At 69.3% G+C, this 24,071-nt stretch carries 24 protein-coding genes; 9 read left to right on the top strand and 15 right to left on the bottom strand.

The genetic code is table 11. The features are described 5' to 3' along the window. Nucleotides 1-128: 128 nt before the first annotated feature. Both F9288_RS03265 and F9288_RS03260 read left to right on the top strand, forming a co-directional pair. The gene (locus F9288_RS03265; RefSeq protein WP_174835243.1) at nt 129-1,553 is read left to right on the top strand and encodes a glycosyltransferase family 39 protein; all 1,425 of its coding nucleotides are present in this window, start codon (nt 129-131) and stop codon (nt 1,551-1,553) included. Then, the gene (locus F9288_RS03260; RefSeq protein ID WP_174835242.1) at nt 1,550-2,284 is read left to right on the top strand and encodes a DUF2334 domain-containing protein; all 735 of its coding nucleotides are present in this window, start codon (nt 1,550-1,552) and stop codon (nt 2,282-2,284) included. Before F9288_RS03265 ends, F9288_RS03260 begins: the two co-directional genes overlap by 4 nt. Here F9288_RS03260 and F9288_RS03255 read toward each other — a convergent pair. The 3 genes from F9288_RS03255 to F9288_RS03245 are packed head-to-tail and all read right to left on the bottom strand — an operon-like array spanning nt 2,266 to nt 4,896. Beyond that, the gene (locus F9288_RS03255; RefSeq protein WP_174835241.1) at nt 2,266-3,453 is read right to left on the bottom strand and encodes a glycosyltransferase; all 1,188 of its coding nucleotides are present in this window, start codon (nt 3,451-3,453) and stop codon (nt 2,266-2,268) included. The two genes, F9288_RS03260 and F9288_RS03255, sit on opposite strands and share 19 nt — an antisense overlap. A gap of 1 nt (nt 3,454) precedes the next feature. Beyond that, on the bottom strand, nt 3,455-3,976 hold the full coding sequence (locus F9288_RS03250) for a DUF2141 domain-containing protein (protein ID WP_174835240.1): 522 nt from the start codon (nt 3,974-3,976) through the stop codon (nt 3,455-3,457). After that, nucleotides 3,958-4,896, bottom strand: coding sequence for a hypothetical protein (locus F9288_RS03245; protein WP_174835239.1), 939 nt, complete (start codon nt 4,894-4,896; stop codon nt 3,958-3,960). Before F9288_RS03245 ends, F9288_RS03250 begins: the two co-directional genes overlap by 19 nt. 391 nt (nt 4,897-5,287) lie before the next feature. On the opposite strand from F9288_RS03245, the gene F9288_RS03240 reads away from it, so the two are divergent. Further along, nucleotides 5,288-6,439, top strand: coding sequence for a glycosyltransferase (locus tag F9288_RS03240; RefSeq protein ID WP_174835238.1), 1,152 nt, complete (start codon nt 5,288-5,290; stop codon nt 6,437-6,439). Here the strand turns inward: F9288_RS03240 and maiA are convergent. Genes maiA through pyrE form a run of 6 tightly spaced genes read right to left on the bottom strand, consistent with a single transcriptional unit; the run spans nt 6,333 to nt 10,738 of the window. Then, the gene (gene maiA, locus F9288_RS03235; RefSeq protein ID WP_174835237.1) at nt 6,333-6,962 is read right to left on the bottom strand and encodes a maleylacetoacetate isomerase; all 630 of its coding nucleotides are present in this window, start codon (nt 6,960-6,962) and stop codon (nt 6,333-6,335) included. The two genes, F9288_RS03240 and maiA, sit on opposite strands and share 107 nt — an antisense overlap. Beyond that, complete coding sequence (locus tag F9288_RS03230) at nt 6,959-8,035, bottom strand: AI-2E family transporter (protein ID WP_254621053.1); 1,077 nt, start codon at nt 8,033-8,035, stop codon at nt 6,959-6,961. Before F9288_RS03230 ends, maiA begins: the two co-directional genes overlap by 4 nt. Further along, nucleotides 8,032-8,976 carry a signal peptidase I gene (gene lepB, locus F9288_RS03225; protein WP_174835236.1) on the bottom strand — a complete coding sequence of 315 codons (945 nt, stop codon included), beginning with the start codon at nt 8,974-8,976 and terminating at the stop codon, nt 8,032-8,034. Before lepB ends, F9288_RS03230 begins: the two co-directional genes overlap by 4 nt. 4 nt (nt 8,977-8,980) lie before the next feature. After that, entirely contained in the window at nt 8,981-9,385 is a 405-nt protein-coding gene (acpS, locus tag F9288_RS03220) for a holo-ACP synthase (RefSeq protein ID WP_174835235.1), read from the bottom strand. Nucleotides 9,386-9,428: 43 nt separating this feature from the next. Then, nucleotides 9,429-10,157, bottom strand: coding sequence for a pyridoxine 5'-phosphate synthase (locus tag F9288_RS03215; protein ID WP_174835234.1), 729 nt, complete (start codon nt 10,155-10,157; stop codon nt 9,429-9,431). After that, nucleotides 10,154-10,738 carry an orotate phosphoribosyltransferase gene (pyrE, locus tag F9288_RS03210; protein WP_174835233.1) on the bottom strand — a complete coding sequence of 195 codons (585 nt, stop codon included), beginning with the start codon at nt 10,736-10,738 and terminating at the stop codon, nt 10,154-10,156. The genes F9288_RS03215 and pyrE overlap by 4 nt, the downstream gene beginning before the upstream one ends. Before the next feature lie 188 nt (nt 10,739-10,926). Between pyrE and coxB the strand changes: the two genes are divergently transcribed. The 3 genes from coxB (at nt 10,927) to F9288_RS03195 (ending at nt 14,887) form a co-directional block, all read left to right on the top strand. Further along, nucleotides 10,927-12,039: a cytochrome c oxidase subunit II gene (gene coxB / locus F9288_RS03205; protein WP_174835232.1), complete on the top strand. Its 1,113-nt coding sequence runs from the start codon at nt 10,927-10,929 to the stop codon at nt 12,037-12,039. Nucleotides 12,040-12,042: 3 nt separating this feature from the next. Continuing rightward, a complete protein-coding gene (gene ctaD / locus F9288_RS03200) occupies nt 12,043-13,722 on the top strand; it encodes a cytochrome c oxidase subunit I (RefSeq protein ID WP_174835231.1) in 1,680 nt (559 codons plus the stop codon). 166 nt (nt 13,723-13,888) lie between these two features. After that, nucleotides 13,889-14,887 carry an alpha/beta fold hydrolase gene (locus F9288_RS03195; protein WP_254621052.1) on the top strand — a complete coding sequence of 333 codons (999 nt, stop codon included), beginning with the start codon at nt 13,889-13,891 and terminating at the stop codon, nt 14,885-14,887. A 220-nt stretch (nt 14,888-15,107) separates the two neighbouring features. Here the strand turns inward: F9288_RS03195 and F9288_RS03190 are convergent, their stop codons facing one another. Next, the gene (locus tag F9288_RS03190) at nt 15,108-15,611 is read right to left on the bottom strand and encodes a MucR family transcriptional regulator (RefSeq protein ID WP_174835230.1); all 504 of its coding nucleotides are present in this window, start codon (nt 15,609-15,611) and stop codon (nt 15,108-15,110) included. Nucleotides 15,612-15,652: 41 nt separating this feature from the next. Between F9288_RS03190 and F9288_RS03185 the strand changes: the two genes are divergently transcribed. Then, nucleotides 15,653-16,006 (top strand): hypothetical protein, encoded by a 354-nt coding sequence (locus F9288_RS03185; RefSeq protein WP_174835229.1) that lies wholly within the window; start codon nt 15,653-15,655, stop codon nt 16,004-16,006. Between the two features lie 25 nt (nt 16,007-16,031). On the opposite strand, the gene hutU is transcribed toward F9288_RS03185, so the two are convergent. The 4 genes from hutU to hutI are packed head-to-tail and all read right to left on the bottom strand — an operon-like array spanning nt 16,032 to nt 21,191. After that, nucleotides 16,032-17,690, bottom strand: coding sequence for a urocanate hydratase (gene hutU / locus F9288_RS03180; RefSeq protein ID WP_174835228.1), 1,659 nt, complete (start codon nt 17,688-17,690; stop codon nt 16,032-16,034). Continuing rightward, complete coding sequence (hutG, locus tag F9288_RS03175; protein ID WP_174835227.1) at nt 17,687-18,481, bottom strand: N-formylglutamate deformylase; 795 nt, start codon at nt 18,479-18,481, stop codon at nt 17,687-17,689. The genes hutU and hutG overlap by 4 nt, the downstream gene beginning before the upstream one ends. Then, nucleotides 18,478-20,004 (bottom strand): histidine ammonia-lyase, encoded by a 1,527-nt coding sequence (gene hutH, locus F9288_RS03170; RefSeq protein WP_217482582.1) that lies wholly within the window; start codon nt 20,002-20,004, stop codon nt 18,478-18,480. Before hutH ends, hutG begins: the two co-directional genes overlap by 4 nt. Beyond that, nucleotides 20,001-21,191: an imidazolonepropionase gene (gene hutI / locus F9288_RS03165; protein ID WP_174835226.1), complete on the bottom strand. Its 1,191-nt coding sequence runs from the start codon at nt 21,189-21,191 to the stop codon at nt 20,001-20,003. Before hutI ends, hutH begins: the two co-directional genes overlap by 4 nt. A gap of 66 nt (nt 21,192-21,257) precedes the next feature. Between hutI and F9288_RS03160 the strand changes: the two genes are divergently transcribed. Both F9288_RS03160 and F9288_RS03155 read left to right on the top strand, forming a co-directional pair. Beyond that, complete coding sequence (locus F9288_RS03160) at nt 21,258-22,601, top strand: formimidoylglutamate deiminase (RefSeq protein ID WP_302675314.1); 1,344 nt, start codon at nt 21,258-21,260, stop codon at nt 22,599-22,601. Continuing rightward, entirely contained in the window at nt 22,598-23,296 is a 699-nt protein-coding gene (locus F9288_RS03155; protein ID WP_174835225.1) for a UTRA domain-containing protein, read from the top strand. The genes F9288_RS03160 and F9288_RS03155 overlap by 4 nt, the downstream gene beginning before the upstream one ends. A 138-nt stretch (nt 23,297-23,434) precedes the next feature. Here F9288_RS03155 and F9288_RS03150 read toward each other — a convergent pair whose 3' ends face one another. Beyond that, entirely contained in the window at nt 23,435-23,998 is a 564-nt protein-coding gene (locus F9288_RS03150) for a helix-turn-helix domain-containing protein (RefSeq protein ID WP_174835224.1), read from the bottom strand. Between the last annotated feature and the right edge of the window lie 73 nt (nt 23,999-24,071).

The following is a 24,071-nucleotide window of genomic DNA, read 5'->3' as shown; positions in this document are numbered from 1 at the left end:
ATCAATAATATTCGGCATATTATCAATCGTGAACAAGAATGGAGTAATCCCGAAGATATCCCTGATTCTCGTATCCTCGCAGTTGTTCATCATCTTTCTTCTGCGGATACAATAAAGAGAGTGTATCAATGATATATCGCGGATTTTCGACGCGGTTGGTATTGCTCTCGTGGTTCGTCGTCGCGCTGCTGGCGTTCGGCAGGCTGGGGACCGTATTTTCGTCCGTCCTGCTTGATTACAATGAAGGGTGGAACGCCTTCCAGGCCGCCGCCGCGATGGGGAAAGGGGCGCTGTATCCGCCCGCGAGCGGATTCACGGCGAATAATTACCCGCCCCTGTCCTTTTACGTCGTCAGCTTTTTCTCGGGATTATCCGGCGATCTCATCGTTTCCGGGCGGATCGCGTCGCTGGTCTCGATGATCGCCGTCGCCATGGCCGTCCTTGCAGCGACAAGGAGGATCGTGCCGGAGGAGAAATCCGCCGGCTGGCTGGCGTGCCTGATATTCCTTTTGTGCAACGTCACCGTTTTTCGCTCTTATGTCGCCATGGACGATCCGCAATGGATGGGACATGCGTTCATGACCGCCGGGCTGCTCGCGCTGCTGTGGAAGAAGCCGGGCGACCGGGTGCCGTTGCTTTCCATCGCGCTGTTCTGCCTCATGATGTTTCTCGGCGTGCTGGTGAAGCACAATATAATTGCGATCCCCGTGTCGGTCGCGATATGGCTTTTTTCTTTCGATCGCCGCGGCTTCCTCATCTGTCTGGCGCTGGCGGTGCTGTCCGCCGTCGCAATCGCCGCGCTGGACGGCTTGCTGTTCGACGGAAACATGATCGCATCGGTGATCGAGTTCAAAAGATCATATTCGCTCGGCAGGATGCTGCACCATTCCCTGTTGGTCATTCTCTTCGTTCCGATGATCATGTGCTCGGGCCGGTTGTGGCGCGAGCGGCGACGGGATCGCCGCGCCGGCCTGCTGGTGATCGGAATCTGGGTGTCGCTGCTGCTGGGGGTGCTCCAGGGCAGCGGCAGCGGCGTCGATATCAATGCCTATTTCGAGATGCTGATCTTCCTGTCGATCGCGTGCCCGGTCGCGCTCGCGCTGCGATCGCCGCCGGCCTGGGGAAGGCGTTTCCGGTTCCTGCTGGCGCTTCCGCCGGCGATCATGATTCCCTATGGCGCCGTGGCGAGCGCCAGCGAGATCAGGGGCAAGGCGGCGGGTGTCGCGGCCGTCGACGCGATGGTTTCCCGGATCAGGACGATTCCTGGGCCGGTCGCCTGCGAAGATCTCGCCTTATGCTATTGGGCGGGGAAGGATTTCGAGGTGGATTTTTTCTCGACCCGGCAGAAACTGACGCAGGGTGAGTTCAGGAAGCGTTTCCGCGACGCGATCGTGAATCACGATTACAGCGCGATCGAAATGAGGAACATGGCGCCGGGAACCGACGAGAATTCGGTCAGGATTCTGATCGCAGGACATTATCACCTGCTTTACGAGCGCGGGGACATGGGGATTTACGTGCCGAACCCGCCCGGCCGGATGGCGCGGCGATGAAGCGCCTGCTCGCCTCGATCCACGATGTCGGCCCGCGTTCCGAGCGCGAGGTGGACGCGCTGCTGGAGCGGCTGTCGGGCCATCTCGGCGGGCCGCGCCTCGCGATGCTGGTGGTGCCCGATCACTGGGGCGAGGCGCCGCTGGTGCAGGGAACGCCGTTCGCGACGCGGCTGCGCGGCTGGGCCGAGACGGGCGTCGAGATGTTCGTCCACGGCTGGTTCCACCGCGACACCAGCGAGCATCACGGCATCGCCGCGCTCAAGGCCAGGCACATGACGGCGAGCGAGGGCGAGTTCCTCGGCCTCGACCACGCGACCGCGCTCGACCGGATGACGCGCGGCAAGGCGCTGGTGGAGGATATCATCGGCCGACCGGCGGCGGGATTCATCGCGCCGGCATGGCTCTATTCGGACGGCGCGCTCGCGGCGCTGGGCGAGGCGGGCTTCGCGCTGGCGGAGAACCACGGCCGCGTCTGGTCCCCGGTCGAGCGCGGCCGGGTGCTGACGCGCGGCCCGGTCATCACCTGGGCGAGCCGCAGCAACGGGCGGCAGCTGAGCTCGCTCGCCGCCGCCGCCGTGCTGCGCCGCCTGCTCCAGCCGGCGAAGGTGGTGCGCGTCGCGGTCCATCCCGGCGACGCGCATGTCCCCCGGCTGCTGGAGAGCATCGACCGCACCTTCCGCGCCTTCGCGCGCGGCGGGCGCGTGCCGTCGCGCTACGCCGACTTGCGCTGAGCGCCGTCGCGGCGCGCGATCCGCGCCGCATAATAATCGACCAGCGCCTGCGCGTGCTGACGGTCGTCGACCACCTGCCCGGCGGCGACCGTCGCGGCGCGGCGCAGGATGCGCTGGTCGCGCCCGGCGAGGCGGCGGATCGCCGCGGCGCAGGCCTTGGCATCCCCCGCCGCATAGGTTTCGGCGAAAGCGGGCCGGGCGACTTCCGCCGCGCCGCCCTCGTCCGGCACGATCAGCGGCGCGCCCGAGGCCAGCGCCTCCGACACGACCAGCCCGAACGTCTCTATCTCGCAGCCGTGGATGCAGGCGTCGGCGCTGGCCATGATGCTGGCGAGCCGCTCGCGGTCATAGACCGGCTTGAACAGGCGGATGTGCGGGCTGCCCGCCGCGCGCCGCTCCAGCGCCGGGGTCTGGCTGCCGTGGCCGATCAGGATCAGCCCGACCGGCAGGTGCGCGCCCGCGCGCTCCACCGCGTCGATGACCATGTCCCAGCGCTTCTCGCGATGATGGCGGCCGACGCCGAACAGCAGCAGCCCGTCCTCCGGCAGCCCGCATTGCGCGAGCAGCGCGCGGCGCAGCCGCTCGTCGCGGAAGCGCGGCGAGAAATGCTGCCGCTCGATCCCCAGCGGGAAGGCCGCGTCGATCCTGAGGCCGCGCGCCGTCAGCCGCTTCTGCAACGCCGGCCCGTTGGTGACGACGCAATCGTATTTGTCGAGGAAGCGCGCCATGTAGCGCGTGTACCAGGCGAAGGCGCGCTCCACCCGCTCCGCGCTCGCCACGCCCTCGAACCAGCGCTGGGCATAGGCGGCCATGTTGTCGTTGTGCATGAAATAGGATTTGAGCGCGCGGCCCTGCCAGTCGCCGACGAACCACGCCGGCTTCCACGGGCTACAATTCTCCACCACGTCCGGGTCGTAATGGTCGAGCAGGCGCGTGATCGCGTCGCGGTCCCAGAACAGGCCGTAATTCTTGTCGAACGGGATCGGCGGCGACTTCACGTAATGGATGCGGCCGCCGCCGGGGCGATCCTCGATCCGCTCCTCCTTGCCGCAGGCGAGCACGATCAGCTCATGCCCCAGATCGGCCATGATGCCGATCTTGCGGTCGATATAGGTGCGCACGCCCCCGCCGGTGGGCGAGTAGATCTCGTTCACGTCGACGATGCGCATCCTATTCGCCCACCGGGCCGAAAGCGGGCGGGAAGCCGTGGAGATATTGCGCGCGGATCACCACCGTCGTCACGCCGTTGCCGACGTTGACCAGCGCGTTGGCGAGCTTCGGGCGCGACCGGCCGAGCTTCTGGTTGCCCGGCACGCCGGCGCCGTCGGTCCAGAAGTTGAACTTGTTCTTCCCGTCGCGGTCGTGGGTGAACAGGATCGCATAGCTGCCGGGATGCGGCACGCGGATGCACATCACCACCGGGCCGGTGTGCGGCGTGGCGACCCAGACGCGGCGGAACACCTTGCCTTCGGCCAGCAAGTCATGGTCGTCGCGGAGGAAATCCTGCTCCGTCGCCGGGAAAAGCTCCAGCTTCAGCGAACCCTGGCGGTCCTTCATGCCGACGATCTCGGCGCGGATGCCGGGGCCGTTGACGCAGGCGTCGGTCTCGCCGACCGGCTGCGCGGCGGCGGCCAGCGGCGCGAGCAACGGGAGGAGCGCCGCGACGAACGGGATCAGGCGGCAGCGTACCATTCGCGGGCCTTTGCGAGTGCGGTCCCGGCGCCGATCACCGCGATGACGACGACGTGGACGAGAAGGGTGAATGCGGCGGTGAAGGCGATCATCTCGGACAGGGCCTGGTCCTGCCCGATGATGATGATCGCGAAATTGGCGAACAGCAGGTCCTTGTTCGGCAGGAACGGCAGGCGCGAGACGAGCAGCCGGCCGGCGGAAAGGAACAGCCACATGCCCACCGAAACGTCCGGCATGGCGAAATGCCAGCACAGGGCCAGCAGCACCGAGCCGATCGCGATGCGCGTGACGTGGATGGCGAAGATCGCCCACAATTGCCGGCGCGGCAGCGAGAAGACCCGCTTGGAGAAGGCGACGATCGCCACCGAGATGAACAATGTGACGCCGCCGGACCACGCCACCGCCTTCAGGATATGCGGCGGGATGAGCTGGTAGCCGAGCGGCAGCGCGATGGCGCAGAGCAGGATCGTCGCGCAATTGCCGGCGATACCGGAAAGGATGCCCACGTCCTTCACCGCGCCGAACGGGGCGGCGATCATGTGCGACCTGGCGCGCGCCCAGGCGTAGAAATAGGCTTCGCCCGAATAGCCCAGCACCACGTCGTTGGCGATCCGCTTCTTGTTGAGCGCGATGAACCCGCCGAGCCACGGAATCCGCCACAGATAGCGGAAGATCAGCACGTCGCCGACCGGGAAGGTGAAATAGAGCGCCGCGAAGCAAAGGTAGAACCACGGGCTTGCCGGCACGGTGCGATGCAGCCCGGCCAGCCCGGAGCCGAGCAGCTCGTAACCGAGGCTGACGATCATCGCCAGCGTCACCAGCCCGCCGAGGATCATCGGCCAGCGCCGCCTGATCGTCTCCACCGGCTCCAGCCCGGCGAGTTCGACGATCGGATCGGGCGCAAGGGCGGTAGCGGGCATCTCGGGCGGGGCTCCGGCGGGCAAGGCTGTCTTTCGGTTCGCCCGATTCAGGGCACAGGGACCAAACTCACTCAGGACAACGTCGTGATCGCCCGGAGAAGCCGGCTGGCAAGAAGCGTAGCGCAGCCGCGTAGCGGTGGCTACGCGCAAGCAAGCGATGCCGTCCAGCCGGCTTCTCCGGGCGACCGCTTCGCGGCGGGCGGCTTTTGGCGTCATGCGGCGTCGCGCGTCGATCACGATGCTCGAGCATCGCTCCCTCCTTGCTCCTTGCCTGACGCCAAAATCCGCTCCGTCACGGCGTTGTCCTGAGTGAGTTTGGTCCGTAGGCCCATTCGCGGCTGATTGTGGAATCTTGTGGGCGAATCTGGGCTGTTGCATGGCAGGGTGCAAGATGGACCGCGCGAAACACATTTTTACCTATGCCGAAACGCTGGAAGGCGGCGGGGTGGAGCGTGCCCAGCTCCGGCTCGCGCGCGGGTGGATCGAGGCGGGGCGGCGCGTCACGCTGGCGATCGGCGATGCCGACGGGCCGCTCGCCGCCGAGATTCCGCCGGGGCTGGAGGTGGTGCCGCTGGGCGGGAGGACGTATCGCGCGCTGTTCGCGGTGCCGCGTATCGTGCGGGAAACGCGGCCGGACGTGATCTTCTGCGCCGGTTCCTATTACACCGGCATCGCCTTGTGGACGCGGCTGCGGCTCGGCCGCGCGTGCCCGCCGATCGTCGGCAAGGTATCGAACGCGATGCGGCGCGGGGACTATCCGCCGCTGGTCGCGCGGGGCCATGCGGCATGGCTGCGCGCCCATCCGTGGTTCCTCGACCGCATCGTCGCGATGAGCGAGGCGAGCGCGCGCGACGTGATCGAGACGACGCGAATCGACGCCGGGCGCGTGCCGGTCATCCCCAATCCGCCCGCGCTGCCGCTGCCGGGGTCAGCGCCGCCCAGCCTGCCGCCGCGCTACATCCTCGGCGTCGGCCGGCTGGTGCGGCAGAAACGCTGGGACCGGCTGCTCGACGCGATGCCGCGCCTCGCGGAGCGCCTGCCGCTCGTCATCCTCGGCGAGGGCGAGGAGCGCGAGGCGATCGCGGCGCGCGCCGCCTCGCTCGGCGTGGACCTGCGCCTACCCGGCCATGCCGCCGATCCGCTGCTGGCGATGCGCGCCGCCGCGGTGCTGGCGCTGACCTCCGATTACGAAGGCGTGCCGGGCGTCTTGCGCGAGGCGCTGTCGGTCGGGACGCCCGTCGTCACCACCGATTCATCGCCGGCGGTGGCGGAGATCGTCTCCGCGCCGGCGCTCGGCACGATCGTGCCGACGCATGACGGGGATGCGCTGGTCGCGGCGCTCGACGCATGGCTCGGTCCGGCCGCCGCACGCCCGGTGCCGGTGCCGCCGCCGGGCGTGGATTCGGTGCCGCGCTATCTGGCGCTGTTCGATTCGCTCATGCCGGGCGCACCTGTTCCGGCGCGGCGGCCTGGAACGCCGGCAGCGCCTGACACGCCGCTTCCGCCGCCCGAAGGCGCGGCCACGGGTCGAGCGGCACCTTGAAGCGCCGCGCGTTGGCGAGCTGCGGGACAAGGCACACGTCGGAGATATCGGGAGCATCGCCGCCCAGGAACGGGCCTTCCCCCGCCATCCGCTCCAGCGCGTCCAGCCCCTCGACGATCCAGTGCGCATACCAGGCGGCCGTGGCCGCCTGATCCGCGCCGAATTGCGATTCGAGCCGCTTGAGCACGCGCAGGTTGTCGATCGGGTGGATGTCGGCGGCGATCACCAGCGCGCGGGCGAGCTGGTCGGCGCGGACGAAGGGATCGCCCGACAGCAGCGGCGGTTCGGGGAAGCGCGCGTCGAGCCAGTCGATGATCGCGAGGCTCTGCGTGAAGGCGCGGCCGTCCACCACCAGGGTCGGCACGAGGCCCTGCGGGTTGATCGCGCGGTTCGCGGCGGCGGATTGCGCGCCCTCCAGCAGGTTGACCGCCACGGTGTCGTGCGGGACCTGCTTGAGATTGAGGCAGATGCGGACGCGATAGGCGGCCGACGAGCGCCAATAGTCATGCAGCGTGATCTTCATGGCGTGTCCATCGCGGCGGCGTCCTCGTCCTCGACGTGCTCGGAGCGGCGCTCCATCGCGGTCTTGATGAGCACGGTCATCGGATCGGCGAGCGCGAGGCCGAGGATGCCGAACAGCGCGCTGGCGAGGATCTGCGCGCTGAGCGTCAGCGCCGGCGGCAGGTCCACCGCGCGCTTGGCGACCATCGGGATGATGACGTAGCCGTCGAACAATTGCACCGCGACATAGATGCCGATCGCCGCGAAGCCGGTGTGCAGCCCGGCCGAAAAGCCCACCGCGATGGTCAGCGCGCCGGAGATGAACGCGCCGATATTGGGGATGAAGGCGAGCATCCCGGTCAGGATGCCGAGGATCAGCGCCATCGGCACCCCGGCGATCGCCAGCGCGACGCCGACGAACACGCCCTCCGCCGCCATGCCGACCAGCCGCCCGGCGAGCAGCCGGCGCATCGTCTTGCCCATCTCCTGCACGGTGATGGCGAATTCGCGGCGATTGTCCTCCGGCACCATCCATTGCAGCCCGCGATCATAGACCTTGGGGTCCATCGCCACGAACAGGCCGATCACCATGATCATGAACATCGTGGTCAGCGCGCCGAACGCGGTGCCGACCCATGAGGTGAGCCGCCCGACCGACGACAGCGCCTCGCGCGCCATGCTGGAGACGTCGTTCGCGCCGGGCACCAGCCCCTGCGCGGAGAGCCAGCTCGCGAAGCGCATCCCCTGCACCTCCACGGTGGAGCGGAGCTGCGTCACCTGATCGGCGATCTGGACCCCGGCGATGTAGAAGGTCGCGACGAGGAAGGCGATCGTCAGCAGGCAGACGATCAGCAGCCGCAAGCCGCGCGCGATCGGCAGCACGCGGCCCAGCAGCCGGACGCCGCCATCGAGCAGCGCGGCGAACACCAGCCCGGCGAAGATGATGAGCAGCGGCTGGATCAGCAGCACGACCAGCGCGATCGCCGAGGCCATGCCGAGCCACACGGCGGCGCGGCGGATCTCGCGGCGCGTCTCGGGGTTGCGGACCTCGTGCGGGCTGGCGCCGGCGACGACCTCCACCCGCGACGCGCTCACCGCACCTGCTCCGGATGGAGCGAGGTGCCGGCGCGGCCGGGGCGCAGCGCATGCCACCAGGTCAGCGGATTGAGCGTGGCGTTGCCGTCGACCGAGAAGGTGATGAACTCCGCGCGCCCGCCCAGATTCTCCCACGGCACCGGCCCGCCCAGCCCGCGCTCGAACCCGCCGAGCGCGAAGCGGCTGTCGGCGGAACGGTCGCGGTTGTCGCCCATCAGGAAGACATGGCCGGCGGGGATCGTGATCGGGCTGCCGGCGTGGTAATAATCGCCGGGGCTGTCCGGCTCCAGATCGACCGTGTCGTAGCGGCGGCCGTTGGGCAGCGTCTCCGTGACGATCGGCAGCCGGCAGACGGTGGTGCCGTTCGGCAGCGTGACGCGCGCGCCGGGATATTGCGTCGGGTCGCAGGTGGCGTTGGCGTCCACCGGCAGGTCGCGATAGTGGATGGCGCTGCGCGCGACCGGCTTGCCGTTCAGGATCACCACGCCGCCGCGCACCTCCAGCGTGTCGCCGGGCAGGCCGATGACGCGCTTGATGTAATCGCTCGACTGGCCCGGCGGGGTGACGATCACCACGTCGCCGCGCTCCGGCATCTTGCCCCACAGCCGGCCCTTGATGAAGGGAAGCTGCACCGACCAGCTATCCTCCGGCTTGTGCAGCACGAGGCTGTCGAAGATCGCCACCGGATCGGGGATGGTCGGCGACACGAACGACCAGCCATAGGCATATTTGGAGACGACCAGCCGGTCGCCCACCTCCAGCCCCGGCAGCATCGATTCGCTGGGGATGTAGAAGGGCTTGGCGATGAAGCTGTGGAAGCCCAGCACCGCGAGGATCAGCCAGAACATGCCGCGCAGCTCGCCGCGCCAGTCGACTCCGCGACGGGGGGCGGCCTCCTCCGCGGCCGGCGGTTCGCTCGTCAATGCCAGCTCCTCGGCCATGAAATCACTCTGCTGGGACCGCCTCGATGATCACGAACGCCTGTGCCCAGGGGTGATCGTCGGTGAGGGTCAGGTGGATGCGGGCGACGTGGCCCTCCGGGATCATCGCGTCAAGCCTCGCTTTCGCGCCGCCTTCGAGGGCCAGCGTCGGTGCGCCCGAGGCTGCGTTGACCACCCCGATGTCGCGCATGAACACGCCGCGCTTGAATCCGGTTCCGACCGCCTTGGAGAAAGCCTCCTTGGCGGCGAACCGCTTGGCATAGGTGCCGGCGCGGGTGAAGGGGCGCTTCGCCGCCTTGGCGCGCTCGATATCGGTGAACACGCGTTGCTCGAACCGCTCGCCGAACCGTTCGAGCGAGGACTGGATGCGCTCGATATTGCACAGGTCCGAGCCGAGGCCGACGATCATGCCGGTCGGTCCGCTGACGTGGTGCGGCCGATCAAGGAAAACGTCACCGCGCCGCGTCCATCAGCTCGCGCATCCGCCGGACGCTCTCCGCCAGCCCGACGAAGATCGCCTCGCCGATCAGGAAATGGCCGATGTTCAGCTCGCGGACCTGCGGGATCGCGGCGACCGGGATGACATTGTCATAGGTGAGGCCGTGGCCGGCATGGACCTCGATGCCGTTCTTCGCCGCCAGCGCCGCCGCGTCGGTCAGCCGGCGCAGCTCCGCCGTGCGCGCCTCGCCGGCCAGCTCGGCGTAGCGGCCGGTGTGCAGCTCCACCACCGGCGCGGCGAGCCGCACCGCCGCCTCGATTTGCCGCGCGTCCGGCTCGATGAACAGCGAGACGCGCACCCCCGCCGCGCCCAGCTCGCGCACCATCGGCGCGAGGTGATCGAATTGCCCGGCGGCGTCCAGCCCGCCCTCGGTCGTCCGCTCGGCGCGCTTCTCCGGCACGATGCAGGCGGCGTGCGGGCGGTGGCGCAGCGCGATTGCCAGCATCTCGCCGGTCGCCGCCATCTCCAGATTGAGCGGGATCGAGAGGTCGGCGGAGAGCCGCGCGATATCGTCGTCGGTGATGTGGCGGCGATCCTCGCGCAGGTGCGCGGTGATGCCGTCCGCCCCCGCCCGCGCCGCGAGCAGCGCCGCGCGCACCGGATCGGGCGCCGCGCCGCCGCGCGCGTTGCGCACGGTCGCGACGTGATCGATGTTGACGCCGAGGCGCAGGCGGGCGCTCACGCCGCCGCCCTGCTGCCCGGCTTGATCGCGGGGATCGCGGCCAGCGCCGGCGGCAGCGCGTCAGCCGCATAGGTCGGCACGTCGAGCCGGATCAGCGGGAAGAACGGCACGCCGAGGTCCGCCGTCCCGTTCGAGCGATCGACCAGCGCCGCGCCCGCGATCACCTTGCCGCCCGCCGCCTCGATCGCCTTGATCGCCTCGCGGCTGGACAGGCCGGTGGTGACGACGTCCTCCATCATCAGCACCTCCTGTCCCGGCGCGAGGCGGAAGCCGCGCCGCAGCTCGAACGTGCCGGCCGGCCGCTCGACGAACATCGCCTCGACGCCCAGCGCGCGCGCCATCTCATGCCCGGCGATCACCCCGCCCATCGCCGGCGAGACGACCGCGCCGATCCGCGCGCGCAGCGCCGCCGGGATGCGCGCGGCGAGCGCCTCCGCCAGCCGCGCGCCGCGTCGCGGGTCCATCAGCACGCGCGCGCATTGCAGGTAGCGCGGGCTGCGCAGCCCGGAGGAGAGGATGAAATGCCCTTCGAGCAGCGCGTCCGCCGCGCGGAACTCGGCCAGCACCTCGTCGTCGTTCATGGATATCCCTTCGCTTCGGCCCCGCCCGTGCAGATACGGGCCGGCGGACGCCCGCGCAACGGGCGATGACTCGGACTCTTAGCGCTTGAGGCGACGGGACCTGCTGCGTATAGCGCAGGCCGAATGGACGGAATCTGCGCCGCACGAGCGGCTTTGGGGCCGGGACAGGCAGGGGTGACAACAAGACGATGAAGATCGCGTTCAAAGGATTGGCTCTCGCGGCCGGCCTCGCGCTGGCCGGGCTGGCGCCCGCCTCGGCGCAGGCGCCCGCGAAACAGGAAGCGCCCGTGGCCGCCGCCGCGACGCCAGCCGCCGCGGCTCCGGCCGCCGCCGCGACGCCCGCTTCGCCCGAACTGGCGATGGACGGCGCGCCGGCGATGACGGTCAAGCCGATGATCGGCCAGCCGACCGACGGTCTGATGCACCTCCAGCCGCAGGTGACGAAGGTCGGGCAGCGCGCGCACGATTTCCACAATCACATCCTGCTGCCGCTCATCACCGCGATCTCGCTCCTCGTGCTCGCGCTGCTGGTGTGGGTGGTCATCCGCTATCGCCGCGCGGCGAACCCGGTGCCGTCCAAGACCAGCCACAACACCGTGATCGAGGTGGTGTGGACGCTGCTGCCGGTGCTGATCCTCGTCGCGGTCGCGGTGCCGTCGATCGGCCTGCTCTCCGCGCAATACAAGCCGGCGCCGGCCAACGCCGTCACGCTCAAGGCGATCGGCAACCAATGGTATTGGAGCTACCAGTATCCGGACAACGGCGGGATCGAGATCACCGCCAACATGCTGAAGGAAAAGGACCAGGTCGCCGCCGGCGAGCGTTACCGCACCGATGCGGACGGCCCGCGCCTGCTCGCCGCCGACAATCGCGTCGTGCTGCCGGTCGGCGTGCCGATCCGCCTCATCACCACCGCCAACGACGTGATCCATAGCTGGGCGGTCCCGGCGTTCTGGATCAAGCTCGACGCGGTGCCGGGGCGCCTCAACGAGACGAGCTTCACGATCGACAAGCCGGGCCTCTATTTCGGCCAGTGCTCCGAGCTGTGCGGCGCGCGCCACGCCTTCATGCCGATCGCGGTGGAGGCGGTGCCGCCGGCCGAGTTCGCCGCATGGATCAAGGCCAAGGGCGGCACCATGCCGGGCGCGGTCAAGCCGGCCGACGCCGCCGCGGCTCCCGCCGCCGCCGCGCCGGCCGATGCCGCCGCCAATGCCGCCGCGCCGGCCGCGAACGCCGCCGCTCCCACCACCAATCAGGCCGCGACCGCGAATGCGGGCCCGGCCGGCCCGACCGGACGCTGAGCCATGACCGATACCGCGATCCAACCTTCGGCGTTCGAGGCGCATCACGCGCACGACCACCATCATGATGCCGATCACAAGCCGGGCTTCTTCGCCCGCTGGTTCATGTCGACGAACCACAAGGACATCGGCACGCTCTATCTGATCTTCGCGATCACCGCCGGCATCATCGGCGGCGGGATCTCCGGCCTGATGCGCGCGGAGCTGATGCATCCGGGCATCCAGTACCTCCAGGGCTGGGCGGCGCATCTGCACGGCGGCGAGGCCAGCCTCGACGAATCGCTGCACCTGTGGAACGTGCTGGTGACGGCGCACGGGCTGATCATGGTGTTCTTCATGGTCATGCCGGCGATGATCGGCGGGTTCGGCAACTGGTTCGTGCCGCTGATGATCGGCGCGCCGGACATGGCCTTCCCGCGCATGAACAACATCAGCTTCTGGCTGCTGATCCCGGCCTTCTCGCTGCTGCTCGCCTCGCCCTTCTTCGGCGGCGCCGGCAACGGCTGGACGCTGTACGCGCCGCTCTCCACCTATGGCGAGCCGGGGCCATCGACCGACATGGCGATCCTCTCGCTCCACCTCGCGGGCGCATCGTCGATCCTCGGCGCGATCAACTTCATCACCACGATCTTCAACATGCGCGCGCCGGGCATGACGCTGCACAAGATGCCGCTGTTCGTCTGGTCGGTGCTGGTCACGGCGTTCCTGCTGCTGCTCGCGCTGCCGGTGCTGGCGGCGGCGATCACCATGCTGCTGACCGACCGCAACTTCGGCACCACCTTCTACGATCCGGCGGGCGGCGGCGATCCGATCCTGTACCAGCATCTGTTCTGGTTCTTCGGCCACCCCGAAGTCTACATCATGATCCTGCCGGGCTTCGGCATGGTCAGCCAGATCATCTCCACCTTCAGCCGCAAGCCGGTGTTCGGCTATCTCGGCATGGCCTATGCCATGGTCGCGATCGGCGTGGTCGGCTTCGTCGTGTGGGCGCACCACATGTTCACCACCGGCCTTTCGGTGAACACCAAGATGTATTTCACCGCCGCCACGATGGTGATCGCGGTGCCGACCGGCATCAAGATCTTCTCGTGGATCGCGACGATGTGGGGCGGCAGCCTCACCTTCCGCGTGCCGATGGTGTGGGCGATCGGCTTCATCTTCATGTTCACCGTCGGCGGCGTGACCGGCGTGGTGCTCGCCAACGGCGGCGTCGACGATTACATGCAGGACACCTATTACGTGGTGGCGCACTTCCACTACGTGCTGTCGCTGGGCGCGGTGTTCTCGCTGTTCGCCGGCTTCTATTACTGGTTCCCGAAGATGTCCGGGAAGATGATGAACGAGTTCCTCGGCCATCTGCATTTCTGGGTGTTCTTCATCGGCGTGAACGTCATGTTCTTCCCGATGCACTTCCTCGGGCTTCAGGGCATGCCGCGCCGCTATCCGGATTATCCGGACGGCTTCGCGCACTGGAACGAGGTGGCGACGATCGGCTACATGATCATGGCCGCCGGCATGGCCATCTTCTTCGTCAACCTGATCATCTCGCTGATCGCGGGCAAGAAGGCTGGCGACAATCCGTGGGGCGAAGGCGCGACGACGCTGGAGTGGACGCTGTCCTCGCCGCCGCCGTACCACCAGTTCGAGACGCTGCCGGTAATCGACGACGATCAGCACCACTGATCGCCGCAGCAGGGGCAAACGAGACGCCTCGCGGGAAACCGCGGGGCGTTTTGCTTTGCAGGGCTGCGCGCGGCAGTTCCTCCTGCGCGGCCTTTCCCGTCAGGCATCGTCCCTCGCGGCGCCGCTGGCGCGACATTCCGTGCTTGGCGGCGGCGGGCTTTCTGGCATGATCGCCCCGTCACCCCGCTGGCAGGAGCGCGCGATGCCCGATTTCCGCATGATCGACATCGGCGATGTCCGCCTGCGCGTGGCGGTAGAGGGGGCGGGGCCGCTGGTGCTGATGGTGCACGGCTTTCCCGAGAGCTGGTATTCGTGGCGGCACCAGCTCGGGCCGGTGGGGCGCGCCGGCTTCACGGCGGCGGCGATCGACGTGCGCGGCTATGGCGGGTCGGACAAGCCGCGGCCGGTCGCGGCCTATGCGATGGAGCATCTGGTGGCGGATATCGCCGCTGTCGCCGCCGTGCTCCAGCCGGAGCGGCCGGCGATCCTCGTCGGGCATGACTGGGGCGCGCCGATGGTGTGGAACAGCGCGCTCGTCCATCCCGAGCAATTCCGCGCCGTGGCGGCGCTGTCGGTGCCCTATGCCGGGGTGCCGTCACGCCCCTTCACGGAGACCTTCCGCGCCGCCTTCACCGCGAAGGGGCGCTTCTTCTATCAGGAATGGTTCCAGATGGAGGGGCCGCCGGAGGCGGAAGCCGAGCGCGACGTGCGCGATTTCCTGCGCAAATTCTATTACGCCATTTCAGGAGACGCGCCGCCCGGCACGTGGCCGGAGAAGCCGGCGGGGGCGACGCTGCTCGACGGGATGATCGATCCCGGCACCTTCCCCGCGTGGCTGACGCCGGCGGACCTCGAATATTATGTCGGGGAGTTCGAGGCTTCGGGTTTCCGTGGCCCGATCAACCGCTACCGCAATCACGAGCGCGATTTCGCGTGGCTGCAACCCTATCGCGAGCGGCGTATCGAGCAGCCCGCGCTGTTCATCGGTGGCGGCAAGGACCCGGCCACTACTCTGTTCGGCGCGGTGAGCGATCCGGTGGCGTTGATGAAGCCGCTGGTGCCCCGCGTCGAGGGGCATGTGCTGGAAGGATGCGGGCACTGGACGCAGCAGGAGCGGCCGGCGGAGGTCAATCGCCTGCTGCTCGACTGGCTGGCGCGGCTGTAACTGGCGCGGCGAGGCGGAGCGAGACCTGGCGGCGCTTCAGCGCTTCATGCGTGCACGGCCCCTGATCGGCGCGCGATCCCTTCGCGTCGATGCGATCGGGTGAATGGCCGGTCGAGGCAATTGCCTGCGGGCGTTTTCACGCCATGCGGTGTAATCGCCCGCCGACCACCGATGGCGTCGCCCGTTTCCCCGACGACGCGGGGAAACGGGCGAGCGAGGCTCAGCCTTCGGACTGCGCGGCGGCCTTGCGGCGCCCACGCGTCGGCTGGGGGGCGGCCTCGCTCTCCGCCTTGCGCTTCATGCCGGGCTTGCGGCCGAGACCGATCTTCTTGGCCATCGCGCGGCGCGCTTCCGAATAGCTTTCGGCGACCATCGGATAATCCGGCTTCAGGCCATAACGCTGGCGATATTCGGCCGGCGTCAGGCCCTGACCCGCGAGGTGACGGCGCAGCGTCTTGTAAGGCTTGCCGTCGATCATCGAGATGATGAAATCCTTCGACGCAAGTGATTTACGCACCGAAACCGCGGGGACATGTTCGGCGGTGACTTCCGGCGCGCTGGCGGCTTCCACTTCCGACGAAAGCCCCGAAACAGCTTCGTGCATCTTCTGGAGAAATGCCGGCACATCTTCGCTCGATGCCCGTGTGTTCGGGTTGGAAAGCCACGCGATCGTCAATTCGGTGGCAAGCTCAACCGCGTTGGTGTCGATGGATTCTTCGGGCATGCGCCATTCCTTTTAGCAGTTGGCATGTCAATAACAGCGAAATGACGCCCGTCAACATCCCGGCAGAAATCGACGGAAAGCATTACTGTCCGAAATCAGGAAAAACTCTCGCCGCGCAGATAATTCACCGGGCCCGGCCGTTCGGCCGGTATCCCGGTACGATGACCAAGGCAGTTGTAGCTGTGCTTGAGCATGCGATGATGCAGCTGCGAAATGACGAAGCTGTCACCGTTGACAGCTTTGTTGCGATGCGGCTTGGACGCCTGATCGGATGGCGAGATGTCGCGCCGCGAATGTTACGAAGTGGTAATATTGCGAAGTTTTCGCAAAGTATCGAGCCGTGTCGCGGCTCCTTCCGACAAAAAGGCCGCCGCGAACTGCTCGCGGCGGCCTGAATAAAATCGCCGGGATATCGAGGGTTCAGCCGGGGATGGCCGGCAGATCGAGGCCCTTTTCTCTCGCGCAATCGATCGCGATCTCATAGCCGGCGTCGGCATGACGCATCACGCCGGTCGCGGGATCGTTCCACAACACGCGCTCCAGCCGCTTCGCCGCCGCCTCGGTGCCGTCCGCGACGATCACCATGCCGCTATGCTGCGAATAGCCCATGCCGACGCCGCCGCCGTGATGCAGCGACACCCATGTCGCGCCGGAAGCGGTGTTGAGCAGCGCGTTGAGCAACGGCCAGTCGGACACCGCGTCCGAGCCGTCGCGCATCGCCTCCGTCTCGCGGTTGGGCGAGGCGACCGAGCCGGAATCGAGATGGTCGCGGCCGATCACCACCGGCGCCTTCAACTCGCCCTTCGCCACCATCTCGTTGAAGGCGAGGCCGAGCCGGTGGCGATCACCAAGCCCGACCCAGCAGATGCGCGCCGGCAGGCCCTGGAAGTGGATGCGCTCGCGCGCCATGTCGAGCCAGCGGTGGAGGTGCCTGTTGTCCGGCAGCAGTTCCTTCACCTTGGCGTCGGTCCGGTAGATATCCTCCGGGTCGCCGGACAGCGCGACCCAGCGGAAAGGGCCGATGCCGCGACAGAACAACGGGCGGATATAGGCGGGGACGAAGCCGGGGAAGGCGAAGGCGTCGGCCACGCCCTCGTCCTTCGCCACCTGGCGGATGTTGTTGCCGTAATCGACCGTCGGCACGCCGTCGCGCTGGAAGGCGAGCATCGCCTCGACATGCTTCGCCATCGAGGCGCGCGCCGCCGCCGCGACGGTCGCCGGGTCCTGCTCGCGCACCGCGAGCCAGCGCTCCACCGTCCAGCCGGCGGGGAGATAGCCGTTGACCGGATCGTGCGCGCTGGTCTGGTCGGTGAGCAGGTCGGGGCGCACGCCGCGCGCGTAAATCTCCGGCAACAGTTCCGCCGCATTGCCGAGCAGGCCGACCGACACCGGCTCCTTCGCGCTCGTCACGATCTCCAGCGCCTCGTCGAGGCTGGCGGTGGCGCGGTCGAGATAGCCGGTGCGCAGGCGCATATCGATGCGGCTCTGCTGGCATTCGATCGCGAGGCACGAGGCGCCAGCCATCACCGCCGCGAGCGGCTGCGCGCCGCCCATCCCGCCGAGGCCGGCGGTGAGCAGCCATTTGCCGGAAAGGTCGCCGTCGTAATGCTGGCGGCCCATCTCGACGAACGTCTCGTAGGTGCCCTGCACGATGCCCTGCGTGCCGATGTAGATCCACGAGCCGGCCGTCATCTGGCCATACATCGCGAGGCCCTTGCGATCGAGCTCGTCGAAATGCTCCCAGTTCGCCCATTTGGGGACCAGGTTGCTGTTGGCGATCAGCACGCGCGGCGCGTCCGCATGGGTGCGGAACACGCCGACCGGCTTGCCGGACTGGATCAGCAAGGTCTGGTCGTCCTCCAGCCGGCGCAGCGTCTCGACGATCCTGTCGTAGCTCTCCCAGTCGCGCGCGGCGCGACCGATGCCGCCATAGACGACCAGCTCCTCCGGTCGCTCGGCGACATCGGGGTGAAGGTTGTTCATCAGCATGCGCAGCGGCGCTTCGGTGAGCCAGCTTCTGGCCGAGAGCGTCGTGCCGGTGGCGGGCTTGATGACGCGGGAGGGATCGAATCGGGTCATTTCGCGAAATCCAGGCAGGCGTTGAGGACGTTGCGCAGCGTCGCGGTGAGCGGCGCGGCGAAAGCGGGGTCGAAGGCGGGGGGCCAGTTGGTCTCGTCCGGCGCGGCCGGCTCGGGAGCGTAGCCGCGGATCGCCAGCTCCATCTGGATCGCGTGGATGCCGCTCGCCGGCCGGCCGTAATGCCGGGTGGTCCAGCCGCCCCTGAAGCGGCCGTTGACGATCTGGTCGGCGGTGCAGGCGGTGGAGACGGCGGCGGTCAGCGCCGGATCGCAGGTGGCGTCGCCATTGGTGCCGATGTTGAATTGCGGCAGCTCGCCATCGAACAGGCGCGGGATGCGGCTGCGGATCGAATGCGCGTCGTAGAGGACGATGCGCGGATGCGCGGCGCGGAGGCGCGCGATCTCGGCGGCGATGGCGGCGTGATAGGGATCGAAGAAGGCGGCGCGGCGGCGGGCAATCTCGGCCTCGTCGCGCGCCGGGCCGGCATAGAGCGGCTCGCCGTCGAAGGTGGTGGTGGGGCAGAGTTCGGTCGTCGCCTGCCCCGGATAGAGCGACGCGCCGGAGGGATCGCGATTGGCGTCGATCACGCTGCGCGAGACGGTCGTGCGGACGATCGTCGCGCCGAGATCGGCGGCGAAGGCGTAGAGCCGGTCGATATGCCAGTCGGCGTCGCGGCGGGCGCGCCACGGGGAGACGAACCGCGCGTCCAGCCCGGCGAGGTCGGTGCCGGTGTGCGGCATGGCGACGATCAGCGGGGCGTCGCCGCGATGGAGATGGACGAACGCGGTCATGCCGTCACTTCCGGCAATGTCGCGCCGCTCGCCGCGACCAGTGCGCCTGACGTTACCAGCGCGGTGGCCCTTTCCATGTCCGGCGCGAAATGGCGGTCGTCGTCGAGCGTCGGCACCTCGGCGCGGATCGCGGCGCGCGCTGCCTCCAGCGTGGCGGACGAGACGAGCGGGGCGTGGAAGTCGCAGCCTTGCGCGGCGGCCAGCGCCTCGATGCCAATCACGTTGGCGGCATTGGCGGCCATCGCCAGCAGGCGGCGCGCGCCGTGTGCCGCCATCGAGACGTGATCCTCCTGATTGGCGGAGGTGGGGATCGAATCGACCGAGGCGGGATAGGCGCGCTGCTTGTTCTCGCTGACCAGCGCCGCCGCCGTCACCTGCGGGATCATGAAGCCCGAGTTGAGGCCGGGGCGCGGGGTGAGGAACGCCGGCAGGCCGGACAGCGCCGGATCGACCAGCATCGCGATGCGGCGTTCGGCGATGCTGCCGATCTCGCAGATCGCGAGCGCGATCATGTCGGCGGCGAAGGCGACCGGCTCGGCATGGAAATTGCCGCCGGAGAGCGCCTCGTCGGTGTCGGCGAAGATCAGTGGGTTGTCGCTCACGCCATTGGCCTCGGTGGCGAGCGTGGCGGCCGCCTGCCGCAGCACGTCGAGCGCGGCGCCCATCACCTGTGGCTGGCAGCGCAGACAATAAGGGTCCTGCACGCGCGGGTCGCCCTCGCGGTGGCTGGCGCGGATCGCGCTGCCGGCCATCAGCTTGCGCAACGCGTCGCCGACCGCGATCTGGCCCGCATGGCCGCGCAGCGCGTGGATGCGCGCGTCGAACGGCGCGTCGGAGCCTTTCGCCGCCTCGGTCGACAGCGCGCCGGTGACGAGCGCGGCCTGGAACACGCGCTCCGCCTCGAACAGCCCGGCGAGCGCGTTCGCGGTGGAGAATTGCGTGCCATTGAGGAGCGCCAGGCCCTCCTTCGGGCCAAGCTCCAGCGGGGCGAGGCCGGCGGCGGCGAGCGCCCCGGCGGCGGGGAGACGCTCGCCGCCCGCGACGATCTCGCCCGCGCCGATCATCGCGGCGGCCATGTGCGCGAGCGGGGCGAGGTCGCCCGATGCGCCGACCGACCCCTGGCACGGGATCACCGGCAGCAGATCGCGCGCCAGCATCGCCTCGAGCAGCGCCACCGTCTCCGGCCGCACGCCGGACGCGCCGACGCCGAGGCTGGCGAGCTTCAGCGCCAGCATCAGCCGCACCACGCCGGCGGGCGAGGGCGCGCCGACGCCGGCGGCGTGGCTCAGCACGATATTGCGCTGGAGCGTCGCGAGGTCCGCGTCGCCGATCTTGACGCTGGCGAGCTTCCCGAAGCCGGTGTTGATGCCATAGACCGGCTGGTGCCGCGCGATGATCCGCGCGACGGCGGCGGCGCTTTCGGCGATGCGCGGGGCGGCGCTGTCGTCGAGCTTCGCGGGCGCGCCGCGATAGATGGCGCGCCAGTCGGCCAGCGGCACATGGCCGGGTAGAAGAACGATCACTTGCCTCTCCGGATGCGGGTGTGAAGCGGGTTGAAGCCGATGCGATAGACAAGCTCGGCCGGGCGCCGGATGTCCCAGATCGCGAGGTCGCAATGCTTGCCGGGCTCGAGCGTGCCGATCGTGCCGGCGCGTCCCAACGCGCGGGCGGCGTTGACGGTCACGCCGCGCAGCGCCTCGTCCACCGTCAGGCGGAACAAGGTCGCGGCCATGTTGAGCACCAGCAGGATCGAGGTGAGCGGCGAGGTGCCGGGGTTGCTGTCCGTCGCGAGCGCGATCGGCACGCCGGCCGCGCGCAACGCGGCGATCGGGGGGAGCTTCGTCTCGCGCGTGAAGTAATAGGCGCCGGGGAGCAGGGTGGCGACCGTGCCGGTGGCGGCCATCGCGGCGACGCCCGCCGCGTCGAGATGTTCGAGATGATCGGCGGACAGCGCGCCGTGGCGGGCGGCGAGCGCCGCGCCGTGGAGGTTGGAAAGCTGCTCGGCGTGGAGCTTCACCGGCAAGGCGAAGCGCGCGGCGGCGGCGAAGACGCGTTCGGTTTGCGCGGGGGTGAAACCGATGCCCTCGCAGAAGGCGTCGACCGCATCGGCGAGCCCCTCGCGCGCGATGGCGGGGAGCATCTCGTCGCACACCTCGGCGATATAGCCGTCCGGGTCGCCGGCATATTCCGGCGGCAGCGCATGCGCGCCGAGGAAGGTGGTGGCGACGGCCACGTCGCGCGTCTCGCCCAGCCGGCGCGCGGCGCGCAGCATCCGCGCCTCGCTCTCCGGCTCCAGCCCGTAACCCGATTTGATCTCGATCGTCGTCACGCCCTCCGCGAGCAGCGCGTCGAGCCGGGGGAGGGCGGCGGCGACCAGTTCCTCCTCGCTCGCGGCGCGGGTGGCGCGCATCGTCGAGACGATCCCGCCGCCGGCGCGGGCGATCTCCTCGTAGGAAGCGCCGGCCAGCCGCAACTCGAACTCATGCGCGCGGTCGCCGGCGTGGATCAGGTGGGTGTGGCAATCGATCAGCCCCGGCGTGATCCACCGGCCGGCGCAATCGATCGTCTCGCGCGCGGCCGGAGCGCCGGCGGCGGGGCCGGCATAGGTGATGACGCCCCCGGCGCAGGCGATCGCGCCATCCTCCACGACGCCGAGGCCGGCGCCGGCCATCGTCGCGAGTCGGGCATTGGTCCACAGACGGTCAGCCATAAGCGCATCATTGCAGCCTTCGCCAATAATGTATAGACATTATCGCACCGCTAGCGGGAGATCGACGTGACGGTGCTGCATTTTGCCGAAGCCATGCTGCCCGAAGGCTGGGCGCGCGACGTGCGCGTGACCGTGGCGGACGGCGTGATCGCCTCGGTCGAGATCGGCGCGGCGGCCCACGGCGGCGACGAGCGCCACGCCGTCGCGCTGCCGGGGATGCCCAACCTGCACAGCCACGCCTTCCAGCGCGGCATGGCGGGGCTGGCGGAGGTCGCCGGGCCGGGCGACGACAGTTTCTGGACGTGGCGCGAGGTGATGTACCTGTTCGCCGCGCGCGTCTCGCCAGACGATCTCGCGGCGATCGCGGCGATGGCCTATGCCGGGATGCTGGAAACGGGGTTCACCCGCGTCGGCGAGTTCCATTATCTCCACCATGCCCCGGACGGCGCCCCCTATGCGGACCGCGCGGCGATGAGCGCGGCGATCGTCGCGGCGGCGGAGGAGACGGGGATCGCGCTCACCCATCTGCCGGTATTCTACGCGCATGGCGGGTTCGGCGGGGCGCCGCTGGGCGAGCGGCAGGCGCGGTTCCGGCACGATCTCGACGGCTTCGCGCGCCTGCTGGAGGGCGCGCGCGCGGCCTGCGCGACGCTGCCCGACGCGGTGGTCGGCGTCGCGCCGCATTCGCTGCGCGCGGTGACGCCGGAGGAACTGGCGGCGCTGGAGCTGATGGCGCCCGGCGCGCCGATCCATATCCATATCGCCGAGCAGGTGCGCGAGGTGGAGGATTGCCGCGCGTGGAGCGGCGCGCGGCCGATGGAGTGGCTGCTCGATCATGCGGCGGTGGACGCGCGCTGGTGCCTCGTCCATGCGACGCACATGACGGCGGACGAGACGGAGCGGCTGGCGCGATCCGGCGCGGTCGCCGGGCTATGCCCGATCACCGAGGCGAATCTGGGCGACGGCATCTTCCCGGCGGTCGATTTTCTCGCGGCCGGGGGGCGATATGGCGTGGGATCGGATTCCAACGTGCTGATCGACGCGGCGGAGGAATTGCGGCTGCTCGAATATGGCCAGCGGCTGGAACGGCGCGGGCGCAACCTGCTCGGGCGGGGCGGATCGACCGGCGATGCGCTGTGGCGCGGAGCGGTCGCGGGCGGGGCGCGGGCGCTGGGCGCGGCGAGCGGGATCGCGGCGGGCAATGCGGCGGATATCGTCTCGCTCGACCGCGACCATCCCGCATTCGTCGCGCGCGAGGGCGCGGCGCTGGCCGACGCCTTCGTGTTCGCGCGCGGCGCGGTGGATTGCGTGTGGCGGCGCGGCGCGAAGGTGGTGAGCGGCGGGCGGCACGTCGCGCGCGACGCGATCGCGCGGCGCTATGCCGCCACGTTGCGGCGGTTGCTGGCGTGACCTCGCTCCACGCCCGGATCGTCGGCGAGATCGAGGCCGATATCCTCTCGGGCGCGCTGGCGGCGGGCGCGCGATTGCCGGTCGAGCAGGAATTGATGCGGCGCTACGATTGCTCGCGGATGACGGTGAGCAAGGCGCTCGGCGAGCTGACGCGGCGCGGGCTGATCGATCGCCGCAAGCGCGCGGGCACCTTCGTCGGGCGGCCGCGCGTCCATTCGGTGGTGCTCGACATCCCCGATCTGGCGCAGGAAGTGGCGGCGCGGGGGCAGGCCTATGCCTATTGCCTCGCCGAGCGCCGCATCCGCGCGGCCAGCGATGCCGAGCGCGCGCTGGCCGGGGCGGGGAAAGTGTTGCAGCTCGACGGCGTGCATCTCGCCGACGGCCTGCCGCTGGCGGTGGAGGAGCGGCTGGTGAGCCTCGCCAGCGTGCCGGAGGCGGCGGACGCATTGTTCGAGGACGTATCGCCGGGCGGCTGGCTGCTGCATCATGTGCCGTGGACCGAGGCGGAGACGCGCATCGCCGCCGACGGCGCGTCCGGGGTGATCGCGGAGCGGCTGGGCGTCGCGGCCGGCACGCCGTGCCTCGTGATCGAGCGCACGACATGGCGTGGCGATGCCGGCGTCACCTTCGTCCGGCAACATTTCCTGGGCGCGCACTATGATCTGGTCGCGCGCTTCGGGCCGGGCGCGCGCTAGGGCGATCGCCATTCAGTTCTGACGGGCTGCAAATGATCGCTTTCCGCGCTTCCGATGCTCACGAACCTTCAGTTCGCTGCGCTCCGGATCACGGAAAACCACCATTTCGCCGCGTCATCTCCTGAATGGCGATCGGCCCTAAAGCCCCCGCACCAGCCGCGCGGCGACGGCGAGCCACGGCGCGGCCTCGATCGCCTGCGTTCCCGCGCCCGTGGCGAGCGGCAGGATCGTGACGTCGCCCTTCTCCGCCGCGATCAGGCGGCCGAATACGAAGCGCCCGGCGGCCATCGGCGCCAGCACGTCGCGGTTGAGCGCGCCGGCATAGCCATCGGGCGCCAGCATGTCGCACCAGATCTCGTCGCCCGCGCGATAGTCGCCGGTTCCCGCCGTGACCGTGACGGCCACCGCGCCCGCTGAGGGCTGCGGCGGGACGATGCGCGCCGGCTTGCGCGGAGCATGCGCGCCATCGGGGCCGAGCGTCGCCGCCACCGCGAGATCGCCACGCCCGGGCAGCGAGACGAGGTCGCTCGCCTCCACCTCCAGCGCGGCGGCGATGCGGTTGAGCCACGCGACCGACACGGTGCGCGTGCCCATCTCCAGCCGGCCGATCGTCTGCGCGGTGGTCGGCGGCGAGCAGCGGCGCGCGACATCCTCCAGCGTCAGCCCCCTGGTGCGGCGCACTTCGCGAATGGCGGTGATCATGGCAATGTTCCTAACCAAATCGGTTTTACCTCTGTCCTACGATAACGCGGATATGGCAAGCGCCGATTCGCGA

This window comes from Sphingomonas sp. CL5.1, from assembly GCF_013344685.1.
GTDB lineage: Bacteria > Pseudomonadota > Alphaproteobacteria > Sphingomonadales > Sphingomonadaceae > Sphingomonas.
This window is presented reverse-complemented; position numbering and strand designations above follow the sequence as displayed.